Genomic DNA, 17,564 nt, shown 5'->3' with positions numbered 1-17,564 from the left:
CGGCTACACGAATATGCGCAAGTCGCCTGGATAGTCCTTGTGGCCCAACGGCTTGCTCGGGTCAGGGGCTGGAACCTTCGCGGCGTAGCCCATGCTTGGCATGGGTTTGACGTTATTGAACACGCCGATCGCCGTACTGCCCGTCATTTCGGCCAGCCCCGGCACCGCTTCGGATGTCTTCATGTGCGACATGCCTACCAGGGCCACCCATTTTTCGCCGTTGGAAGTGGCTTCGATGGTTTTGGTCGCGTAATAGTTGAACTCTCGAAGCCGTTGTTCAGAGCCGAAGCCGGTCTTGGTGGGGCCGTAAAGTGCCTTAACATCCTTGTGCCGGGTGAGGTAATAGTGGTCGAGTGGCACGATCTCGATGCCGTTGGCTTCCAACTTGGCCTTGAGTTCCGTGAAGCTTGGCGATGTGCGCGGCTTGCCTGTGCGTCCGAGCATGCTGATACCGTCATCCTGAAGGCCGTCGGGTAAATCCGGCCGAGACAGCAGCCCTTCCATATACACGCGCTTGACGCCCTCTTTTTTCAACGTTTGCGCATTATCGAACAGGGTCTTGAAGCTGGCCATTTCGTGATGCAGTTCGCCCAGTACCACGCCGTTCGAGGTCTTGAGTGCTTGCGAGAGCAGCTCAGCCGGCGGTATCGGCTTGGTGACCGTTGGAATAGGCGGGCGCGGGGGCATGTTGGTGCCGATCTTGGCGTAATGGTCAAACAGCTCCTCGACGAACTTTTTCATTGTTTCGAACTTGGTATCGGGCTTGAAGTGATCAGGTTCCAGCTTGCCTTTCATGGCGGTGGCATATTCCCCTTCGGGTAACGGCTTTCTGGTACGCGGCGGGCGTTGGCTGACGCTGTACGGCGTGACGCGGTGTTTGCGCGACGGGGAAGAGGCGACGGGCGACGGCGCCAGTGTGTAGGAGGGCTGGAAGTCCTGGATCGGCCCGCCGTAGGGTTGGTTTTTTACTGGGTCATAGGCGTACCAGTTGTCGTTGTGGTGAATCGCGACGGTTTCAATGGTTTGGTCGGCCGACTTGAACGTGCCGATTGAGGCCGCGCCATGGGCCTGGCTGGCCTTGATCAAATCGTAACTGCCGTTTGCGCCTTTGAGTGTGCTCATGGTTTTTTCGGCTAATGCTCCGGTGGCATTGCCCAGCGCTTGCGCGCCCTTGAACAACTGCTTGCCGGTTTTACCTGTTATTCGCGCGGCACCTATCAGCAGGTCGCCCATGCCATCCAGCGGGTTGAGGGCGCCGATGGCCGCGGCCCCGATCACCTTCGCGCCCTTGATATATTTCGTACCGGCAGACACGGCGGCGGACCCCAACTTGCCTAACTTGCCCACAGTGCCCGCACCGGCGGTCAAGAAACTGAAGAGGTCCAGGCCCAGATCCAATGCGCCGTCGGCGATATTGCCCTGGGAAAAGTTGACGATCGCGGACCTGAACGGGATCAGGTTCAGAAAGAACTCGCGCGCGTTGTCTTGTGCCTGTAGTTGCCGCTCGTGGGGGGTTGTGCCCATCGCTTCCTGTTTGATTGCGGGGTTGTCGTAGTCAAGGTGCTCGACAAAGGCATTGGCGATGAGGTGGCTGCGGGCGCTGGAAAAACTGTCAGGCAGTGCAGGCCCTGTCGACGGGCGTTCAGCTTGCGCGGCGTCACCGCCGGCTTTGGGTTTGAACTCGGTTTGCCGGATTTGCCGGTTGCCGTCTTGCCATGTCACGTCTTTCAAGTCGATGTAGTTGTCTTTGCGCGTGATCTTGAGGTTCTGGATATCCAACTGGTAAATCGAGCGTTGGCCCTCTTGCTCGACCTTGAAACTCAGCACCAGGTTTTTTGCCGTCACCTTGTTGCCGTCGTAGGTGGACTCGTGGAAAAACCTGATGTTTCCCGTCTCCAGCCGCTTGCGGTCTTCCAGTGGCAGTTGTGAAATCAGGTGGCGTACCGTGGTGGCAATCGCACTTTTGCGCGTGTCGATGGCCTTGGTGAACTCGCTGTCGAACGCCTGGAACGAACTGCGTGCCGGGCTATTGTTGAACTTGTCGAGCGGGATGCGCTTATCGGAGGTCTTCCATTTGCCCAGGGGGCTTTGCCCCATAGCCACATCGAGCATTGAAAAATACAGGCCTACGGGCCGCAGGTTGGGGTCATAGAGTGGCTGTGGGCCCTGCTTGTACGCTTCGTCCAGCTGCAGGAGCGGTTTTTCAAACAGTGCCGGGTCCATTTCGGGAAACGCTTGCTTGAGCTTTGCCAGCGCGACCCCTTTGCGCGTGGGGAGGTCGGTATTGATTGACTCACTGGCGGCCAGGCGCTGGTTTTGCTGGTCATCGAAGGCGGCCCTGACCCTCTCCAGTTGTTGCGGGGTGTAAACGCCATCAACTGATTTTTGCAACACGCCACTGACTATTCCCCACTCGATCAAGTTCGCTTGCAGCGCATGCTCGGGGGCGGGTTCGGGGATTTGATCGGCGCGCTGCATGACCTGCGCGTAGGTCATCTTTGCCGACGCGCCAAGCGCTTCTTGCTCCACCTTTGCCACCGCCATGCAGAACGTGGTGTGGGCTTGGCTGCCGTATACGATCTGATCGGGGATGTCCTTGACCAGAAAAGCCGGCGCAACGCGGCTGAGCAACAGGTGTGCGGCCAACGGTGCCGTGGCAGGGGTGGCTTTGCCGGTGGCAACGAGGTGGTTTTTCAGGCCTTCAAGCACGCTCGAGACCGGCTTGCCCCAGTGTTGCTCTTGTGCCCAGTCGAAACCGGCCACGCGGGTCCTGCCGGGCTGGCGGACTGACTCGCGATCGAGCCCCAGTTGGATAGCGCTCAGCACGTATTCGGACAGGCTGTCAGGGGTGGCAATACCCCCCAACTTTGTCTGGATCGCGAGGCCCAGCGCCTCGGCCCTTGGTGACTTGAGCAGTTTTTCGATGGCGTTGTGCGGGTCCTGCAGCTCCTGGCTGGAGAGCGGCGTCTGCTCCAGCAAGTAATCCAGTGCCCCTTTGCGTCGGTCGGCAAGGGGCAGGCCCGCAAGCCCGGCGCTGTTGCGGTCTATCGTGTCGCTGATCGCCTGTTGTTGGGCGGCATCCAGCGGCACGGGCCAGGACAGGCCACCGCCGGCATTGCCTACCAAGGGGGCCAGCGCTTTTTGATCCAACCTGTCCCGCAGGGCAATGGCCTGCGCCAGACTGGTCGGGAGTTGGAAGCCCAGGCGGGTGATGACTTGCGCCACGCTGGGGTTGGAAAGCGGTTTATCGGGGTAGGACGAGTCGGGGGCAATCGGCATCGTCCAATTGTGCAACGCACTGGATATGGTTTGCGCGGAGGTCGAATCGGTCCACAGCAGCGCAATACCACGGATGTGGTTGGCCAGTTGGCGCAGGTTCTCCTGGTCGGCGGCTGCGATTTTAAAGCCTTCTGCGGGCGGAATGTGGGTCGGTGTATCGGCGTGGCGGACGGGAGACTGTGCACGGTTCGGTTGGTGGGCTGACGCTGCGGCGTTCGTCATAACACCCGGAATGTACGGAGAGAGGGGAAAGAGGATCATGTGGGTGACTCAATGGCGTAGTGCCCAAACATCCGTGGGATTGGAGTGTGTAGCTTCTTTCCGTGATGGGCTCTAGCTAGGTGAGTGCAGGAGGGAGGACGGTTCCGCGCAAACGGTCAGAAGGCGTTTCGAATGTTTGATGCGGGCGCGCAGGCTGAAGGGCTCGCGGGTTCATCAATCAGGCAGCCGATATGCCAAAGCCTGTCATCGCCTGTAACATGGTGGCCTGCTGACTGCGGCCTATGCCCGCGAGTGGGCATGTGTGGTGATACACCGCTGATACATTCTCAAGATTCAGGAACTGTCATGACTCAAAAGCAACGCTTGAAATATTCGATTCTGATTTCCCTGGTGGTGCTGGGGACGATGTTTGGCCTGTCCTACTTGCAGAACACTGGGGTGATCAGCGAGAAGACGTTCCAGTACATCGCGATCGGCGTGGCCGTCACCGTGGTGGTGATCAACGGCATCATGCGCCGCAAGGTCAAGCCCAACTTCTGAGTCAGGCGCGGCCTTCGAGTACTTTGGCAGCCTCTTCATGGAGGCTGTAGCTTTTGTCCGCATTGAGGGTGATCACGCCCTCGCTGCATAGGCGCTTGAGCACTTCACGCACGCTGAGAAACGACAGCGGAATGCCCAACTCCAGCAAATGGCTGTGCACGCCGCGTACCCCGAGGGTGCGCTGGTTGTCGGCAGCGGTGAGCAGGGCGTCGATGACCTTCAGCCGGATCAGGCTGGTACGCAGGCCAAAATACTTGAGCAAGTGGCGGATACGCTGGTTGCCGTGCTGCTCGGGCGCCTTGCCGAACGCTTGGCCGCCGCGGCCGAACGAGGCATCGGCGGCGGGTGAGTGTCCATCCGTGGGCAGTTGCGAGTTGTACATGCAATAAAACTCCTTATCAGAGCCTGATCAGGAAAATGAGCGCTCTTGGTTAATAAGACGTACGAGCGACAGAAATCATGAAGTTCCAGATGTAGAAATTTTGTCGGTATCGCTTTTGTCACATTGCGGCCCTCTTCGATAAACCCCGTTGTCGCCTAAATTTTTCCGGGTTTTTTGCGTCCTTACGGTGGGGTAACTACCCCTTGCGAGGGTGTTCAATTTGACTGTGGAGTCGGCGTGATTATGTCCAACGGGTTGTCCAGGGTATGTGTGGCAGGGGTGTTGCTGGGGTTGAGCCTGGCGGCATCGGCACGGGAGGCGGTGACGCCGGCGTCGGCAGAGATCCGGCGTACCGGGTACGGCGTGCCCCATATCCGTGCCAATGATGAACGTGGCCTGGGCTACGGCATCGGTTATGCGTATGCCCAGGACAATCTGTGCCTGCTGGCCAACGAAGTGGTCACGGTGAACGGGCAGCGGTCGCGCTTCTTCGGCCCGGACCAGGCGACGCTGGAGGAACGCAACAACCTGGCCAGCGATGTGTTTTTCACCTGGCTGAACACGCCACAGGCCGTCGCGGCCTTCTGGAACGCACAAACCCCGCAGATCCGGCAGCGGGTCGAGGGGTACGTGGCGGGCTACAACCGTTATCTGAAAGAACACGGCGCGCCAGCTCAGTGCCAGGCGGCGTGGGTACGGGCGATCACCGCGCAAGACGTGGTGAAGCTCACCCGGCGTTTGCTGGTCGAAGGTGGGGTGGGGCAGTTTGCCGAAGCGTTGGCGGGTGCCACGCCGCCTGCCGTGACCGCCGGGGTACAGACCCGTGCCCTGGGCTTTGAGCGGGTTGCCGCCAATCAACAGCGCTTTGCCCTGGACCGTGGCAGCAACGCGGTAGCGGTCGGCCGTGACCGTTCGTTCAATGGCCGCGGCATGTTGTTGGCCAACCCGCACTTTCCGTGGGTGGGTGGCATGCGTTTTTATGAGATGCACCTGACCATCCCCGGACAACTGGACGTGATGGGCGCAGCATTGCCCGGCCTGCCGTTGATCAATATCGGTTTCAACCAGCACCTGGCCTGGACCCATACGGTCGACACGTCCAAGCACTTCACCCTGTATCGCCTGACCCTGGACCCCAAGGATTCCACGCGCTATCTGCTGGATGGCAAATCGATCGCGCTGGATAAAACCGCGGTAACGGTGCAAGCCAGGCAGGCCGATGGCAGCCTTAAAGCCGTGTCCCAGACGCTTTACAGTTCCCAGTTCGGCCCGGTGGTGCAATGGCCCGGCAAGCTTGATTGGGACCAGCACCACGCCTTTAGCCTGCGTGATGCCAACCTCGGCAATGATCGCGTGCTGCAACAGTGGTACGCGATGAACCGCGCCGCCAATCTCAAGGAACTGCAAACCTCGGTGCATACCTTGCAGGGTATCCCGTGGGTCAACACGGTGGCGGCGGACGACCAGGGTCAGAGCCTGTACATGAACCTGTCGGTAGTGCCCAACGTCAGCCAGGCCAAGCTCGCCCAATGCAGCGATCCGCGTGCCGGCCTGCAACTGATCGTGCTCGACGGCGCCCACAGCGCCTGCGCCTGGGACATCGACCCGCGTGCAGCCCAGGCCGGGATCTTCGCCGCTGATCAACTGCCGCAACTGGAACGCAGCGACTATGTGCAGCACTCCAATGACTCGGCCTGGCTGGCCAACCCCAAGGCGCCGTTGAGCGGCTTTTCGCCAGTGATCAGCCAGGACCACATCGGCCTCGGCCCGCGTGCGCGTTTCGCCGTGCAACGCCTGCAATCGCTGGAGAGCAAGCCCATCGGCGTTGCTGATCTGCAACATATGGTGATGGACAACGAGGTGTACCTGGCCGGCCAGGTGATGCCCGACCTGATGGCATTTTGCGCCAAACACCTGGGCGCCGATGCCGTGGCCTTGCAGCCGCTGTGCACCAGCCTGAAAAACTGGGACCAGCACGCCAACCTCGACAGCGGCGTGGGCCTGGTGCACTTCATCAACCTGATGGAATACCTGCAGCAGATCCCCGACGCCTGGCGCGTCGCCTTTGACCCGACGCAGCCGTTGACCACGCCCCGCGGCGTGGCCATCGAGCGCGCACCCGTCGCCACGGCGCTGCGCGAAGCGATGCTGGCGTCCACCGCCGACGTGGCCAAGCTCGGTTTGACGGCCAACAGCCGCTGGGGCGATGTGCAAGTCAGCGGGCAGACCCCGATCCACGGCGGCCCCCAGGAGCTGGGCATCTACAACGCCATGCAAACCGTGCCGCGCGCCGATGGCAAACGGGAAGTGGTCAGTGGCAGCAGCTACCTGCAAATCGTCACCTTCGACGACACTGGCCCCCATGCCCAGGGCTTGCTCGCGTTCTCCCTGTCCAGCGACCCTGCATCCACGCACGCCAAGGACCAGACCCAGGCTTTCTCGCAGAAAAAACTCAGCCCGCTGCCGTTCACCGACGCTCAGATCAAGGCCGACCCGCAGTACCGGCAACAACTGATCCAGGAGTAGGGCAGGCGCGCAACCCCTTGATAGCGCTGCGAAATATTTTTGAAATCAAGGGGTTGCACGCTTTGGTAAATGCGTACATAATGGCGCCCATCGAACGCAATGAAGCATTAAAAACTTCAATGTATTCAATGAGTTAGAGTAGAGGCAGGCTTCATTAGCCCACTCAAGTTTGCATGCGGTGAGTGCCAGTGTTCAGGGCATTGATCGTTTGAGGCCGAGTAGCAAAATGGTTATGCAGTGGATTGCAAATCCACCTACGCCGGTTCGATTCCGACCTCGGCCTCCACTCTTGAAAACCCCGTAGATTAGCGTCTACGGGGTTTTTTATTGCCTTGGATAAAGCTCTATCGCCGCAACATAGCCACCCCCGAACAGGGAGCCCTGAACCACCTGTATTCATTCAAATACAAACCCTACCAACGCGTTACACGATAGCCGTGACTCCCTCGACTTGCGGTTGTCATAACACTCGCGAAACAAATATTGCCAAGTGAGAGTGTTGTCATGAAGTTGAATTACCTGACCAAGGCCGCCGTCGTGGTCGCCTTGTTGTCCACGTTATCGGGTTGCTGGATGTTCATGCCACCACCAGGTGGTGGTGGTGGTGGTGGTGGTGGTGGTGGGCACGGTCAAGGTGGTGGGCATGGTGGCCCAGGCTTTGGGGGTGGCGGTGGTCCGCGTTAAGTAGCCAGTCAAGGGAGCAAGCTGTCATGGCTTGCTCCCTTTTTCATGTGGCCAAAGTGTATTCCCCGATCCACCCCCAGCTGTACGGGGCGGTCGGCGCTGCAAACCTCTACTGTCACAGGCCTGTCACCCCGCGCCTGGATGCTCTGTCATGTTCATGTCTACCAGCCTGCTGTCAGCCTTTGTGCTGTTCGCCTTTGTGTCTTCGATTACACCCGGTCCCAACAACACCATGTTGTTGGCGTCGGGGGTGAACTTCGGCTTCCGTCGCTCGATGCCCCACGCGCTGGGGATCAGTATCGGCTTCATGTTGCTGGTGATTGCGGTCGGCCTGGGGCTGGGAGAGGTGTTCAAGGTGTTGCCGTGGGCGTACACGTTGCTGCGCTATGTGGGCGCGGCGTACCTGTTGTACCTGGCGTGGAAGATTGCGACGTCCGGCGGCATGTCCGAGAGCAATGACGAGCACGGCAAACCTATGACTTTTCTCGGTGCCGCGGCGTTTCAGTGGGTCAATCCCAAGGCGTGGATCATGGCGCTGGGCGCGATCACCACCTACACGCCAGCGGAGGGCTATGTCACCAACGTGCTGGTGATTGCCCTGGTGTTTGCCGTGGTCAACCTGCCCAGTGTGTGCGTCTGGGTCGTCTGCGGCAGCGGGCTGCGCAATGTGTTGCGCGAGCCGCGCCTGTTGCGCGTGTTCAACGGGTCAATGGCCGGGCTGCTGGTGCTGTCGTTGTACCCGATGCTGTTTGCCAGCTGAGCGCATTAGACCGGCGATATAGTCGCCAACAGGCCGATGCCGATGGTCAGCACTAAAAAGCCGAACAGGAAAATTGCCATCTTGGTCATAAGGCCTCCGAAGGGAAGGGGGCGTCAGGAAGAGTCCTGCCGCGCTCGACAAGGGTGTCGGGAGTGGCGCCATTGTCTCTTTGCAGGCGCTTTCGATACAGAGGCAGATAGCAAAGAAAAAACCGTATCAGATGCACTTGCAAGCGCTCGGCCACGGGTTTTGCCGGCAGGCGGTTTTCTCAAGATCAGGCATAAACCGGCTGTTTAAATCGTTGTATGTACCGCGCCGATTGCTGATCGGCCGCGCGCAGCCTATCCTGGCGTCCGCGCCGATCCTGGATCACCGGAAGCCACGATTTCGCCGTTTTGGTGCGCCAATCCTCTAAGATGGCGCCCACTGCATCAACAATAAAAGTGGGCTAACCCTCGATGGAAAGACGCCAGTTCAGCGGTGGCATGAAAGGCAAGAACCTGCGCTACCTGAATGACCCCTCCCAACAGCCGTCGCCGGTCACCCGCGTCGGTTTTTTGCTGCTCGAACATTTTTCCCTGCCGGCCTTCACCCAGACCCTCGACACCCTGGTCACCGCCAACCTGCTGCGCCCCGATCTGTTTGCCTCGCGCACCTTTGGCTGGGGCGACGGCGAAGTGATCAGCGACCTGGGCCTGGTGATCCGCCCGGATGCGCGCCTGGATGTGGCGGCGTTGCACGACCTGGAATTGTTGGTTATCTGCGGTGGCTTTCGCACCGAACTCAAGGCTGGCGAAGACTTCATCCACGTGTTGCGCACGGCTGCCGAACATGGGGTGGGTCTGGCGGGACTGTGGAATGGCTCGTGGTTCCTTGGCCGCGCGGGATTGTTGCAGGGCTATCACTGCGCCATCCACCCCGAGCACCGTCCCGCGTTGGCGGAAGTGTCGAAAGCGGCGCAGGTCACCAGCGAACCCTTTGTGATCGATCGCGACCGACTCACTGCGTCCAGCCCTTCGGGGGCCTTCCACATGGCCCTGGACTGGATCAAAAGCCTGCACGGCAAAGCGCTGGTCGAAGGTATCGAGGACATCCTGGCGTTTGAAGAGTCACGCTACCGGCGCATCAAGCCGACTGAAAACATCAGCGTCAGCGCACCGTTGCGCGAGGTGGTCAAGCTGATGGACGCCAACCTCGAAGAGCCCCTGGAACTCGACCAGCTGGCGGTCTACGCCGGTCGTTCGCGACGCCAGCTGGAGCGCCTGTTCAAGGAACAACTGGGCACCACGCCGCAGCGCTACTACATGGAACTGCGCGTCACCGAGGCGCGGCGGTTGCTGCAGCACACGGAGTTGTCCCAGGTGGAAGTGTTGGTGGCGTGCGGGTTTGTATCGCCGAGCCACTTCAGCAAGTGCTACAGCTCCTACTTTGGCTACCGCCCGTCCAAGGAGAAGCGGCTGGTCAAGTAGAGCAGATGTTGCAGGTTCCATGGTTGAGGGGAAATGTCTCTACCAACAGTACCGCCGCCTTCGCAGCCTCGCTAAAGCTCGACACCACAGAGGACTAGCAGTGTCTGGGCGATCTCCAGCCGAGCGCTGACAGCCCGGCAACACCAATCAACTGTGGGAGCGGGCTTGCCCGCGAAAGCGGTGTATCAGGCAATACATCCCCCTCAGAACCGCCCCAATCGGTAAGCCCCACACTGCGCTGAGTCACCTTTCCACAGCTTCACCATCCACTCCGCCGTCACCGCCGCCTGCGTCAGCCCCAAATGCTGATGCCCAAACGCAAGCAGCACTTTGCCCTCACACACCCGATCAATAATCGGTAGAGAGTCCGGCAGCGAAGGCCGGAAACCCATCCACGGCGTGGCATCCGTCACGCTCAGTGGCTGGCGGAACAACCCGTCACTCAACCGGTGCAACTGCCAGGCGCGCTGCATGTTCGCGGGGCGATCAAGCCCGGCGAATTCCACCGTGCCGGCCAGGCGCAAGCCGCCCGCCATCGGCGTCATGATGAATTTGCGTTCCAGCGAGGTGACCGCAAACGGCAGGCGCTGCGCTTCCTGGGGCAGCATCAGGTGATAGCCACGCTCGGTGTCCAGCGGGACCTGTTTACCGGTCAAGGCCGCGGTCAGTTTGGCCGAATGCGCACCGCAGGCGATCAGCACCTGGCGCGCCGTCAGCTTGCCCTGGTCGGTCAGCAACGCGACGCCTGCGCCTTCAAGGCAGGCATCCATTACACGCTGCTGGAGAAACGTCACGCCGCTGGCCCTGGCCGCCTCCACCAACTCGCACACCACCCGATAAGGGTCTACAAAGTGCCCGGTCGCCGGGAAAAACAACCCGCCGCGTATACCCTCGCTCAACTGCGGCGCAGCCTCGCGTATGGCACTGCCGGTCCACGCCTGCACAGGCACGCCTTGCTGTTGCATACGCTGTTGCAGCGCGTCGAGGGCGGCTTGGGATTCGGCGCGTTCAAATACCAGCAACGAGCCATTTTCATGCAACAACCCTGGGCGTTCGATGCTCTGCAACAAACGCTGCCAGGCGCCCAGGCTGCCTTCGTTCAGCGCGCGGATGCCCGCCACGGTGCGCCGGTAACTGGCCGGACGCAGGTTGAGCAGCAGGCGGATAAACCACGGCAGCGCGCGGGGCAGGTATTTCCAGTCCAGGCGCAGCGGGCCCATGGGGTCCAGCAGCATCGCGGGCAGGCGCTTGAGGATCGACACGTCGGCAATCGGGAAGACTTGCTCGGTTGCCAAGTGGCCGGCGTTGCCCCACGAGGCGCCCATGCCCGGTGCCTGCTGGTCGACCACCACCACACGCGGGCCCTGACGCGCCAGTTGCAGGGCACAGGCGACGCCGACGATACCGGCGCCGACCACTATGATGTCGGGTTCGGGCATGGCCTAGACCTCCCTCGAACCGTCGAGCAGGCGGCGCAACAGCAGCGGGTTGCCTGCCTGGAGCGCGCTGGGCAGCAACTCGTCGGGAAAATCCTGGTAGCACACCGGGCGCAGGAACCGTTGGATCGCCGCGGTGCCCACTGACGTGCTGCGCGAATCCGACGTAGCCGGGAAGGGCCCGCCGTGGACCATGGCGTCGCACACCTCCACGCCGGTCGGCCAGCCATTGACCAGCAGGCGCCCGGCCTTGCGTTCAAGTACCGGCAGCAGGGCCTTGGCACGTGTCAGGTCGGCCTCATCCAGGTGCAAGGTCGCGCTGAGCTGGCCTTCCAGGTGTTCGCTGACCTGGCGCACCTGCTCATCGTCGGCACACACCACCACCAGCGACGCCGCACCGAACACTTCGGCCTGCAACTGCGCATTGCTCAAAAACTCGCTCGCCTGGGTCACAAACAGGTGCGCCTGGCCTTGGTTCGGCCCAGTCGCCCCCAGACCTCTGGCAACCACCTCGGCGTGTTCAGCCAGGGCGCCGACACCTGCCTCGTAAGCCTGGAAAATACCGGGCGTGAGCATGGTCTGCGCCGGGCATTGCGGGAGCAGTGCCCGCGCGGTGCTGAGGAAGCGCTCCAGCGCCGGGCCCTGGACGGCCATCACCAGGCCGGGATTGGTACAAAACTGCCCGGCGCCCTGGGTCAGCGACGCCACAAACCCTTTGGCCAAGCTCTCTGCCCGTGCCTCAAGGGCCGCAGCAAACAGGTACACCGGGTTGATCGAACTCATCTCGGCATACACCGGAATCGGCTCGGGCCGCGCCTGGGCCGCCTGGGTCAGCGCCACGCCGCCGCTGCGCGAGCCGGTAAAACCCACCGCCTTGATACGTGGGTCGGTGACCAGCGCAATTCCCACTTCGCGCCCGGCCCCGTACAGCAGCGAAAACACGCCCTCAGGCAAACCGCAGTCCTTGACCGCCTGGGCCACGGCACGTCCCACCAGCTCACTGGTGCCAGGGTGGGCGCCGTGGGCCTTGACGATCACCGGGCAACCGGCGGCCAATGCCGAGGCGGTATCGCCGCCCGCCACCGAAAAGGCCAAGGGGAAATTGCTTGCGCCAAACACCGCCACCGGGCCCAGCGCGATATGCCGCTGACGCAGGTCCGGGCGCGGCAGGGGTTGGCGTTGCGGCTGGGCGCTATCGACCCGCACATCCAGCCATTCCCCGGCACGCACGGTGCGGGCGAAGGTACGCAGCTGCGCGCAAGTGCGCCCGCGTTCGCCGCTGATACGCGCTTGCGGCAGGCCGGTTTCGGCCATCGCGCGCTCGATCAAGGCATCGCCCAGCGCTTCGATTTGCGCGGCGATGGCTTCCAGAAAACGGGCGCGCGCCTCCAGTGAAGTTTCGCGATAACCATCAAAGGCGGCCCACGCCAACGCGCAGGCCTGGGCCACCTGTTCAGCATTGCCACCGGCATAGGCCGGTTCCAAGGGGGTGTCGGTGGCGGGGTTGATCGCCCGGATCGCATCGCGATTGCCGCAAAGGGAGTGCTGACCGATCAGCATCGTGCCCGTCAGAGTCATGGGGTCGTCCTGGAAAAAAGAGGGTTGGCCGCTGCGCAAAGCACAGCGGCGCACAAGGCTTCAGTCGAAGTTCTGCTCAGCCGACCAGTTGGCGTACCACTGGCGGAACAGTGCGTACTGGTTCTCGGCATAACGGCGCTGGGCGTCGCTCAACACGTCCGTCTCGTTGAAGTGCAGCGCGTAGCCCTGGTCACCGTTGAGCACCATCAGGTGCTTGTAGTACAGCACCAGGTCGCAACCTTCATCGAAGGATGACAACACCGCCAGTGCGGCCTCCAGCTCGCGGGCCAGGCGCCGGGCCTTGGCATCGCCCTTGGCCGCCTGTTTGCTCAGGGCCACCAGTTGCAGGACTTCGCGGGGCAGGGCGTTGCCGATGCCGGTGATGGCGCCGGTGGCGTTGCAGTTGACGAAACCATGCACCACCTGGGTGTCGACGCCGACCATCAAGGTCACGCTGTCATCCTGGGAGGTGATGTGTTCCGCCGCGTAGCGCAGGTCCGCGCCACCGCCGAACTCCTTGAAGCCGATCAGGTTCGGGTGTTCACGACGCAGTTCGAAGAACAGCTCGGCGCGGGTCGCAAAACCGTAGTACGGGCTGTTGTAGATCACTGCCGGCAGGTTGGGCGCGGCCTTGAGGATCGCCGAGAAGTGCGCTTTTTGCGCCGTGGCGGACGCACCGCGGGACAACACTCGGGGGATCACCATCAAGCCGTGGGCGCCGACCTTGGCCGCGTGGGCCGCATGGGCCACTGCCTCACGGCTGTTCACCGCACCTGTGCCAACGATGGTCGGCACGCCCGCGGCCACCAGGCGCGCCACGCCTTCCTGGCGCTCGGCCTCGGTCAGCAGCGGCCAGTCGCCCATCGAGCCGCAATACACCACCGCGCTCATGCCCGCGTCGATCAACTCGCGGCCCTTGGCGACCAGCGCGTCGAAGTTCGGCTTGCGCGCAGCGGTGCACGGGGTCATCAGCGCGGGAATGCAGCCGGTGAAGATGTTGTCGCTCATTGTTCTAACTCCTTGGAACGTTCAAGTGGATGGGGCCTTAGATGCCCCAGGCGAAAGGGTCCTGCGCGTCGATCAGCAAGGTGCTGTCGGCGGTCATGTAGGCGCGGCCGGTGATGAATGGGCGCACGCGTTCGCCGTCCCATTCGTAGCGGCCTTCGAATTGGCTGCCGGTGATGCTCGCTTGCAGCCAGGTTTCACCGGGTGCGAGTTTTCCATCGGCGGCCAGGCATGCCAGCTTGGCGCTGGTGCCGGTGCCGCAGGGCGAGCGGTCGTAAGCCTTGCCGGGGCACATCACGAAATTGCGGCTGTCGGCCGTGGCGTCATCGGCGAACAGTTCTATATGGTCGATCAGCGCCCCGTCGGCGCCGTGGATGCCCTGGGCTTCGAGGGCCTTGAGCATCGCCCAGGTGTAGTCGGTGAGGGCGTCGACGTTGTCCATCTGCAAGCGTTGGCCATGTTCCGAGACCAGGAAAAACCAGTTGCCGCCCCAGGCGACGTCGCCCAGGACCCGGCCATGGCCCGGCACATCGACCGCCACCTGCTGACGATGCCGATACGCCGGTACGTTGCGCAGGGTGACGGCGCCGTCCGCGTGCAACGTGGCGGCGACCGGGCCGACCGGCGTGTCGATGGTGTGCACGCCGGGGGCGATGCGCCCCAGGTGATGCAACGACGCCACCAGCCCGATGGTGCCGTGGCCGCACATGCCCAGATAACCGGCGTTGTTGAAGAAGATCACGCCACAGGTCGCGCCGGGTGTGACCGGCGCGCAATACAGCGCGCCGACCAGCACATCATTGCCGCGCGGTTCCAGCAGGCAGGCGCGACGCCATTGATCGTGCTCGCTGCGCAGGTTGTCCAACTGCGCGGCGATGGAGCTGCCGCTCAGGGCCGGGAAGCCGTCCAGGATCAGGCGCGTGGGTTCGCCGCCGGTGTGGGAGTCGATGACGTGCAAGCGCTTCATAAAAGCCTCCATTCAGTGAGTGGCCGGGGCCAGCGGGGTGGCGTAGTGAGCGTCGCCGACGGTTTCGCTTTCAGCGTCGTCGGACTCCAGGTGTACCAGATGCGCCGGTACGCCGGTCGCCGCGCCCCAGTAGTAAATGCCCAGGGCGCAGACGGCGACCACAACGGTGTCGAGGGGGTGACCGATGGCGCCGATGCCGCCAAAACTGCCGAGTTTGGAGAGCAGGATCATGGCCGCGTAGAAGCCGATCAGCCACGCAGAAGAACGCACTTGCTGTTTGAGATTGAGGTGCGCGGTCGGCACCCAGCGGGCGCACAGCAGGTACACCACGAACATCAGGATTTGCAGGCCCAGCAGCCAGGACACTGTGCTCCAGCCGGACCAGTACACAATCAACGCAGCGATGATGAACGACAGCGGGCCCAGCACTGCCATGCCCTTGACCCGGAACGGACGCGCCATATCGGGAGCATTGCGGCGCAGCGCGGCGACGGTCACCGGGGCGACTGCGTAACTGAGGATCAGCGCGGCGGAGACCACATTGATCAACGCTTCCCAGGAGGGGAACGGCAGGGTCCAGAACACCGACAAGCCGAACGTCAGCCACAGCGCCGGGCGCGGGATACCGGACTTTTCATCGATACGCGTGAAGATCTTGAAAAACGTGCCGGTCTGCGCCCAGCCGTAGACCACCCGCGGCGTGGCGTTCATGTAGATATTGCCGCAGCCGCTGGGGGAGATCACCGCGTCGGCCACCACCAGGTACGCCAGCCAACCGACACCCAGGGCCAGGGCGATATCGCGGTACGGCAGGGCCAATTGCTTGCTGATCCCGGCCCAGCCATCGGCGAGCATCTCGGTAGGCACGCCGCCGAGGAACGCGGTTTGCAGCAGCACGTAGATCGCCGTCGACAGCAGCACCGAGAGAATCAACGCGATGGGAATCGTGCGTTGCGGGTTCTTCACTTCGCTGGCCACCGAAATGATCGGCGTCAGCCCCAGGTAAGCGAAAATCACCCCACCGGCCGACACGGCCATCTCGATACCCGACAGGCCAAACGGCGCGAAGCCATGGGCCTGGAAATTCGCCGGCTTGAAGAAGGTGAACAGCACGCCAATCACCAACAGCGGCACGATGAACTTGAATACGCTGACCAGGTTGTTGGCGATGGCGAAGGTCTTCACGCTGCGGTAATTGAGGATGAAAAACACGCACAGCAGGGCCAATTGCACCAGCCAGCCGAGGGTGGTCGGGTCGCTGGAACCGGCTTTGGTCAGCTCGGGAAACCACGCCGCCGCATATTGACGCGAAGCGACCACTTCAATCGCCACCAGGCTGGAAAACGCGATCAGCGTGATAAAGCCCATCAGGTAGCCCAGCAACGGGCCGTGGGAATACACCGGGTAACGCACCACGCCACCGGCGCGGGGCAGGGCGGCGCCGAGTTCGCAGTACACAATGCCCAACAGCAGCACCGCGAAACCGCCGATCAGCCAGGAGATGATCCCCGCGGGGCCGGCGATGGCCGACACGTGGCTGGCCGCAAACAACCAGCCGGAACCGAAGATGGCACCCAGGCCGATAAAGGTGAGATCCATCAGTGAAAGTTGCTTCTTGAACTTGCCTTGACCTGACATAGCGTCGCCTTCTTGTGAGTTATTGGATAGGCATGCAGTGGCCATAGCGTGAACTCACGAGGGGCGGCGCGATTGATGTTTTTTGCGTGCATGAATGACGAAATCGGCACAGTTGGCGTCGCTCGACAGCGCTCCAGGCATGGTGCAATCTGCTACGCGTCGAGGGGTTCAACGAGGGGATAAACACAGATGATGCCGACCGCGTTTGCGACCCTTTGCCAAGGCAGTGAGGTGAATCGTCCCCACACCATCGAGCAGTTATTGGCCGGCATGGTGCAACTGTTGCCGATGCTGGATGTGATCCCCAATGCGGCGATTTTCATCAAGGACACCAGGGCCCGCTACGTGCTCGCCAACCGTACATTGGTGCAACGTTGCGGCCTCAAGCAGTTGCAACCGCTGCTCGGCAAGACCAGCGCCGAAGTGTTTCCCGCGCAACTGGGGCCGGGCTACACCGAACAGGACCGGCGCGTGCTGGAGCAGGGATTTGTCCTCGAAGACCAGTTGGAACTGCACCTGTACGGCACTCGCGAACCGGGTTGGTGCCTGACCCACAAATGGCCGCTGTACAACCACGAGGGGGCGATCATCGGCCTCGGCGGTATCTCGGTGGACCTGCAATCGGCGAGTGAAACCCACCCGGCGTATCAGCGCCTGGCTGCGGTGGACGAATACATCCGCACGCACTTCAACCGCCGCGTAACCCTGGGTGAGCTGACGCAGATCGCCGGGATTTCCGTGGCGCAACTGGAGCGCTACTGCAAGCGCGTGTTCCACCTCACGCCCCGCCAGATGATCCAGAAAGTGCGCCTAGAACACGCCCACCGCTTGTTGCACACCGACCTGCCGATTACCGAAGTGGCCTTGCAGTGCGGCTACACCGACCACAGCGCGTTCACCCGCCAGTTCAAGGCATCCACCGGATTCACCCCTCGGCAGTACCGCGACGGCTTGTAGTGAGCGGGCTTGCCCCGGTACAAACCGGGGACATCGTTTACATATCTAACCGGGGACATGGTTTACAGGTTAATACGCATGATCAGGAGGTAACTGATCATGCCCTGGAACCAAGAGTCTC

Annotated in this window: 13 protein-coding genes, 1 tRNA gene and 1 pseudogene; 8 read left to right on the top strand and 7 right to left on the bottom strand. The window is 62.0% G+C overall.

Annotated features, from left to right (window positions below; translation table 11 throughout):
• Positions 1-3 precede the first annotated feature (3 nt).
• On the bottom strand, positions 4-3,540 hold the full coding sequence (locus tag IB241_RS22705) for a membrane-targeted effector domain-containing toxin (protein WP_192300441.1): 3,537 nt from the start codon (positions 3,538-3,540) through the stop codon (positions 4-6).
• Between the two features lie 306 nt (positions 3,541-3,846).
• Between IB241_RS22705 and IB241_RS22700 the strand changes: the two genes are divergently transcribed.
• Entirely contained in the window at positions 3,847-4,041 is a 195-nt protein-coding gene (locus IB241_RS22700; protein WP_192300440.1) for a hypothetical protein, read from the top strand.
• A 1-nt stretch (position 4,042) separates the two neighbouring features.
• On the opposite strand, the gene IB241_RS22695 is transcribed toward IB241_RS22700, so the two are convergent.
• The gene (locus tag IB241_RS22695; RefSeq protein ID WP_192300439.1) at positions 4,043-4,423 is read right to left on the bottom strand and encodes a fe2+ zn2+ uptake regulation protein; all 381 of its coding nucleotides are present in this window, start codon (positions 4,421-4,423) and stop codon (positions 4,043-4,045) included.
• Positions 4,424-4,660: 237 nt separating this feature from the next.
• Between IB241_RS22695 and IB241_RS22690 the strand changes: the two genes are divergently transcribed.
• The 6 genes and pseudogenes from IB241_RS22690 to IB241_RS22670 all read left to right on the top strand — a co-directional run bounded on the left by IB241_RS22690 (position 4,661) and on the right by IB241_RS22670 (position 9,862).
• Positions 4,661-6,949 (top strand): acylase, encoded by a 2,289-nt coding sequence (locus IB241_RS22690; RefSeq protein WP_192300438.1) that lies wholly within the window; start codon positions 4,661-4,663, stop codon positions 6,947-6,949.
• A gap of 212 nt (positions 6,950-7,161) precedes the next feature.
• Positions 7,162-7,235 (top strand) — tRNA-Cys (locus tag IB241_RS22685).
• A 218-nt stretch (positions 7,236-7,453) separates the two neighbouring features.
• Positions 7,454-7,633, top strand: coding sequence for a hypothetical protein (locus IB241_RS22680; RefSeq protein WP_192300437.1), 180 nt, complete (start codon positions 7,454-7,456; stop codon positions 7,631-7,633).
• 151 nt (positions 7,634-7,784) lie between these two features.
• Entirely contained in the window at positions 7,785-8,393 is a 609-nt protein-coding gene (locus tag IB241_RS22675; RefSeq protein WP_192300436.1) for a LysE family translocator, read from the top strand.
• Between the two features lie 304 nt (positions 8,394-8,697).
• Positions 8,698-8,808: pseudogene (locus IB241_RS27800) on the top strand (signal peptidase I); the annotation flags it as partial.
• A 70-nt stretch (positions 8,809-8,878) separates the two neighbouring features.
• Positions 8,879-9,862, top strand: coding sequence for a GlxA family transcriptional regulator (locus tag IB241_RS22670; protein WP_192300540.1), 984 nt, complete (start codon positions 8,879-8,881; stop codon positions 9,860-9,862).
• A 203-nt stretch (positions 9,863-10,065) separates the two neighbouring features.
• On the opposite strand, the gene IB241_RS22665 is transcribed toward IB241_RS22670, so the two are convergent.
• Genes IB241_RS22665 through IB241_RS22645 form a run of 5 tightly spaced genes read right to left on the bottom strand, consistent with a single transcriptional unit; the run spans position 10,066 to position 16,486 of the window.
• Positions 10,066-11,301 carry an NAD(P)/FAD-dependent oxidoreductase gene (locus IB241_RS22665; protein ID WP_192300435.1) on the bottom strand — a complete coding sequence of 412 codons (1,236 nt, stop codon included), beginning with the start codon at positions 11,299-11,301 and terminating at the stop codon, positions 10,066-10,068.
• Positions 11,302-11,304: 3 nt separating this feature from the next.
• Positions 11,305-12,876: an aldehyde dehydrogenase (NADP(+)) gene (locus IB241_RS22660; RefSeq protein WP_192300434.1), complete on the bottom strand. Its 1,572-nt coding sequence runs from the start codon at positions 12,874-12,876 to the stop codon at positions 11,305-11,307.
• A gap of 60 nt (positions 12,877-12,936) precedes the next feature.
• The gene (locus IB241_RS22655) at positions 12,937-13,884 is read right to left on the bottom strand and encodes a dihydrodipicolinate synthase family protein (protein ID WP_192300433.1); all 948 of its coding nucleotides are present in this window, start codon (positions 13,882-13,884) and stop codon (positions 12,937-12,939) included.
• Between the two features lie 37 nt (positions 13,885-13,921).
• A complete protein-coding gene (locus tag IB241_RS22650; RefSeq protein ID WP_192300432.1) occupies positions 13,922-14,848 on the bottom strand; it encodes a 4-hydroxyproline epimerase in 927 nt (308 codons plus the stop codon).
• Positions 14,849-14,860: 12 nt separating this feature from the next.
• Positions 14,861-16,486: an APC family permease gene (locus tag IB241_RS22645; protein WP_192300431.1), complete on the bottom strand. Its 1,626-nt coding sequence runs from the start codon at positions 16,484-16,486 to the stop codon at positions 14,861-14,863.
• A gap of 189 nt (positions 16,487-16,675) precedes the next feature.
• On the opposite strand from IB241_RS22645, the gene IB241_RS22640 reads away from it, so the two are divergent.
• The gene (locus tag IB241_RS22640; protein WP_192300430.1) at positions 16,676-17,443 is read left to right on the top strand and encodes an AraC family transcriptional regulator; all 768 of its coding nucleotides are present in this window, start codon (positions 16,676-16,678) and stop codon (positions 17,441-17,443) included.
• Positions 17,444-17,564: the final 121 nt, after the last annotated feature.

The sequence above is a fragment of the Pseudomonas sp. PDM05 genome (assembly GCF_014851685.1).
Taxonomy (GTDB): Bacteria; Pseudomonadota; Gammaproteobacteria; order Pseudomonadales; family Pseudomonadaceae; genus Aquipseudomonas.
The sequence above is the reverse complement of the archived record's forward strand: the minus strand, read 5'-3'. Positions and strand labels throughout refer to the sequence as shown.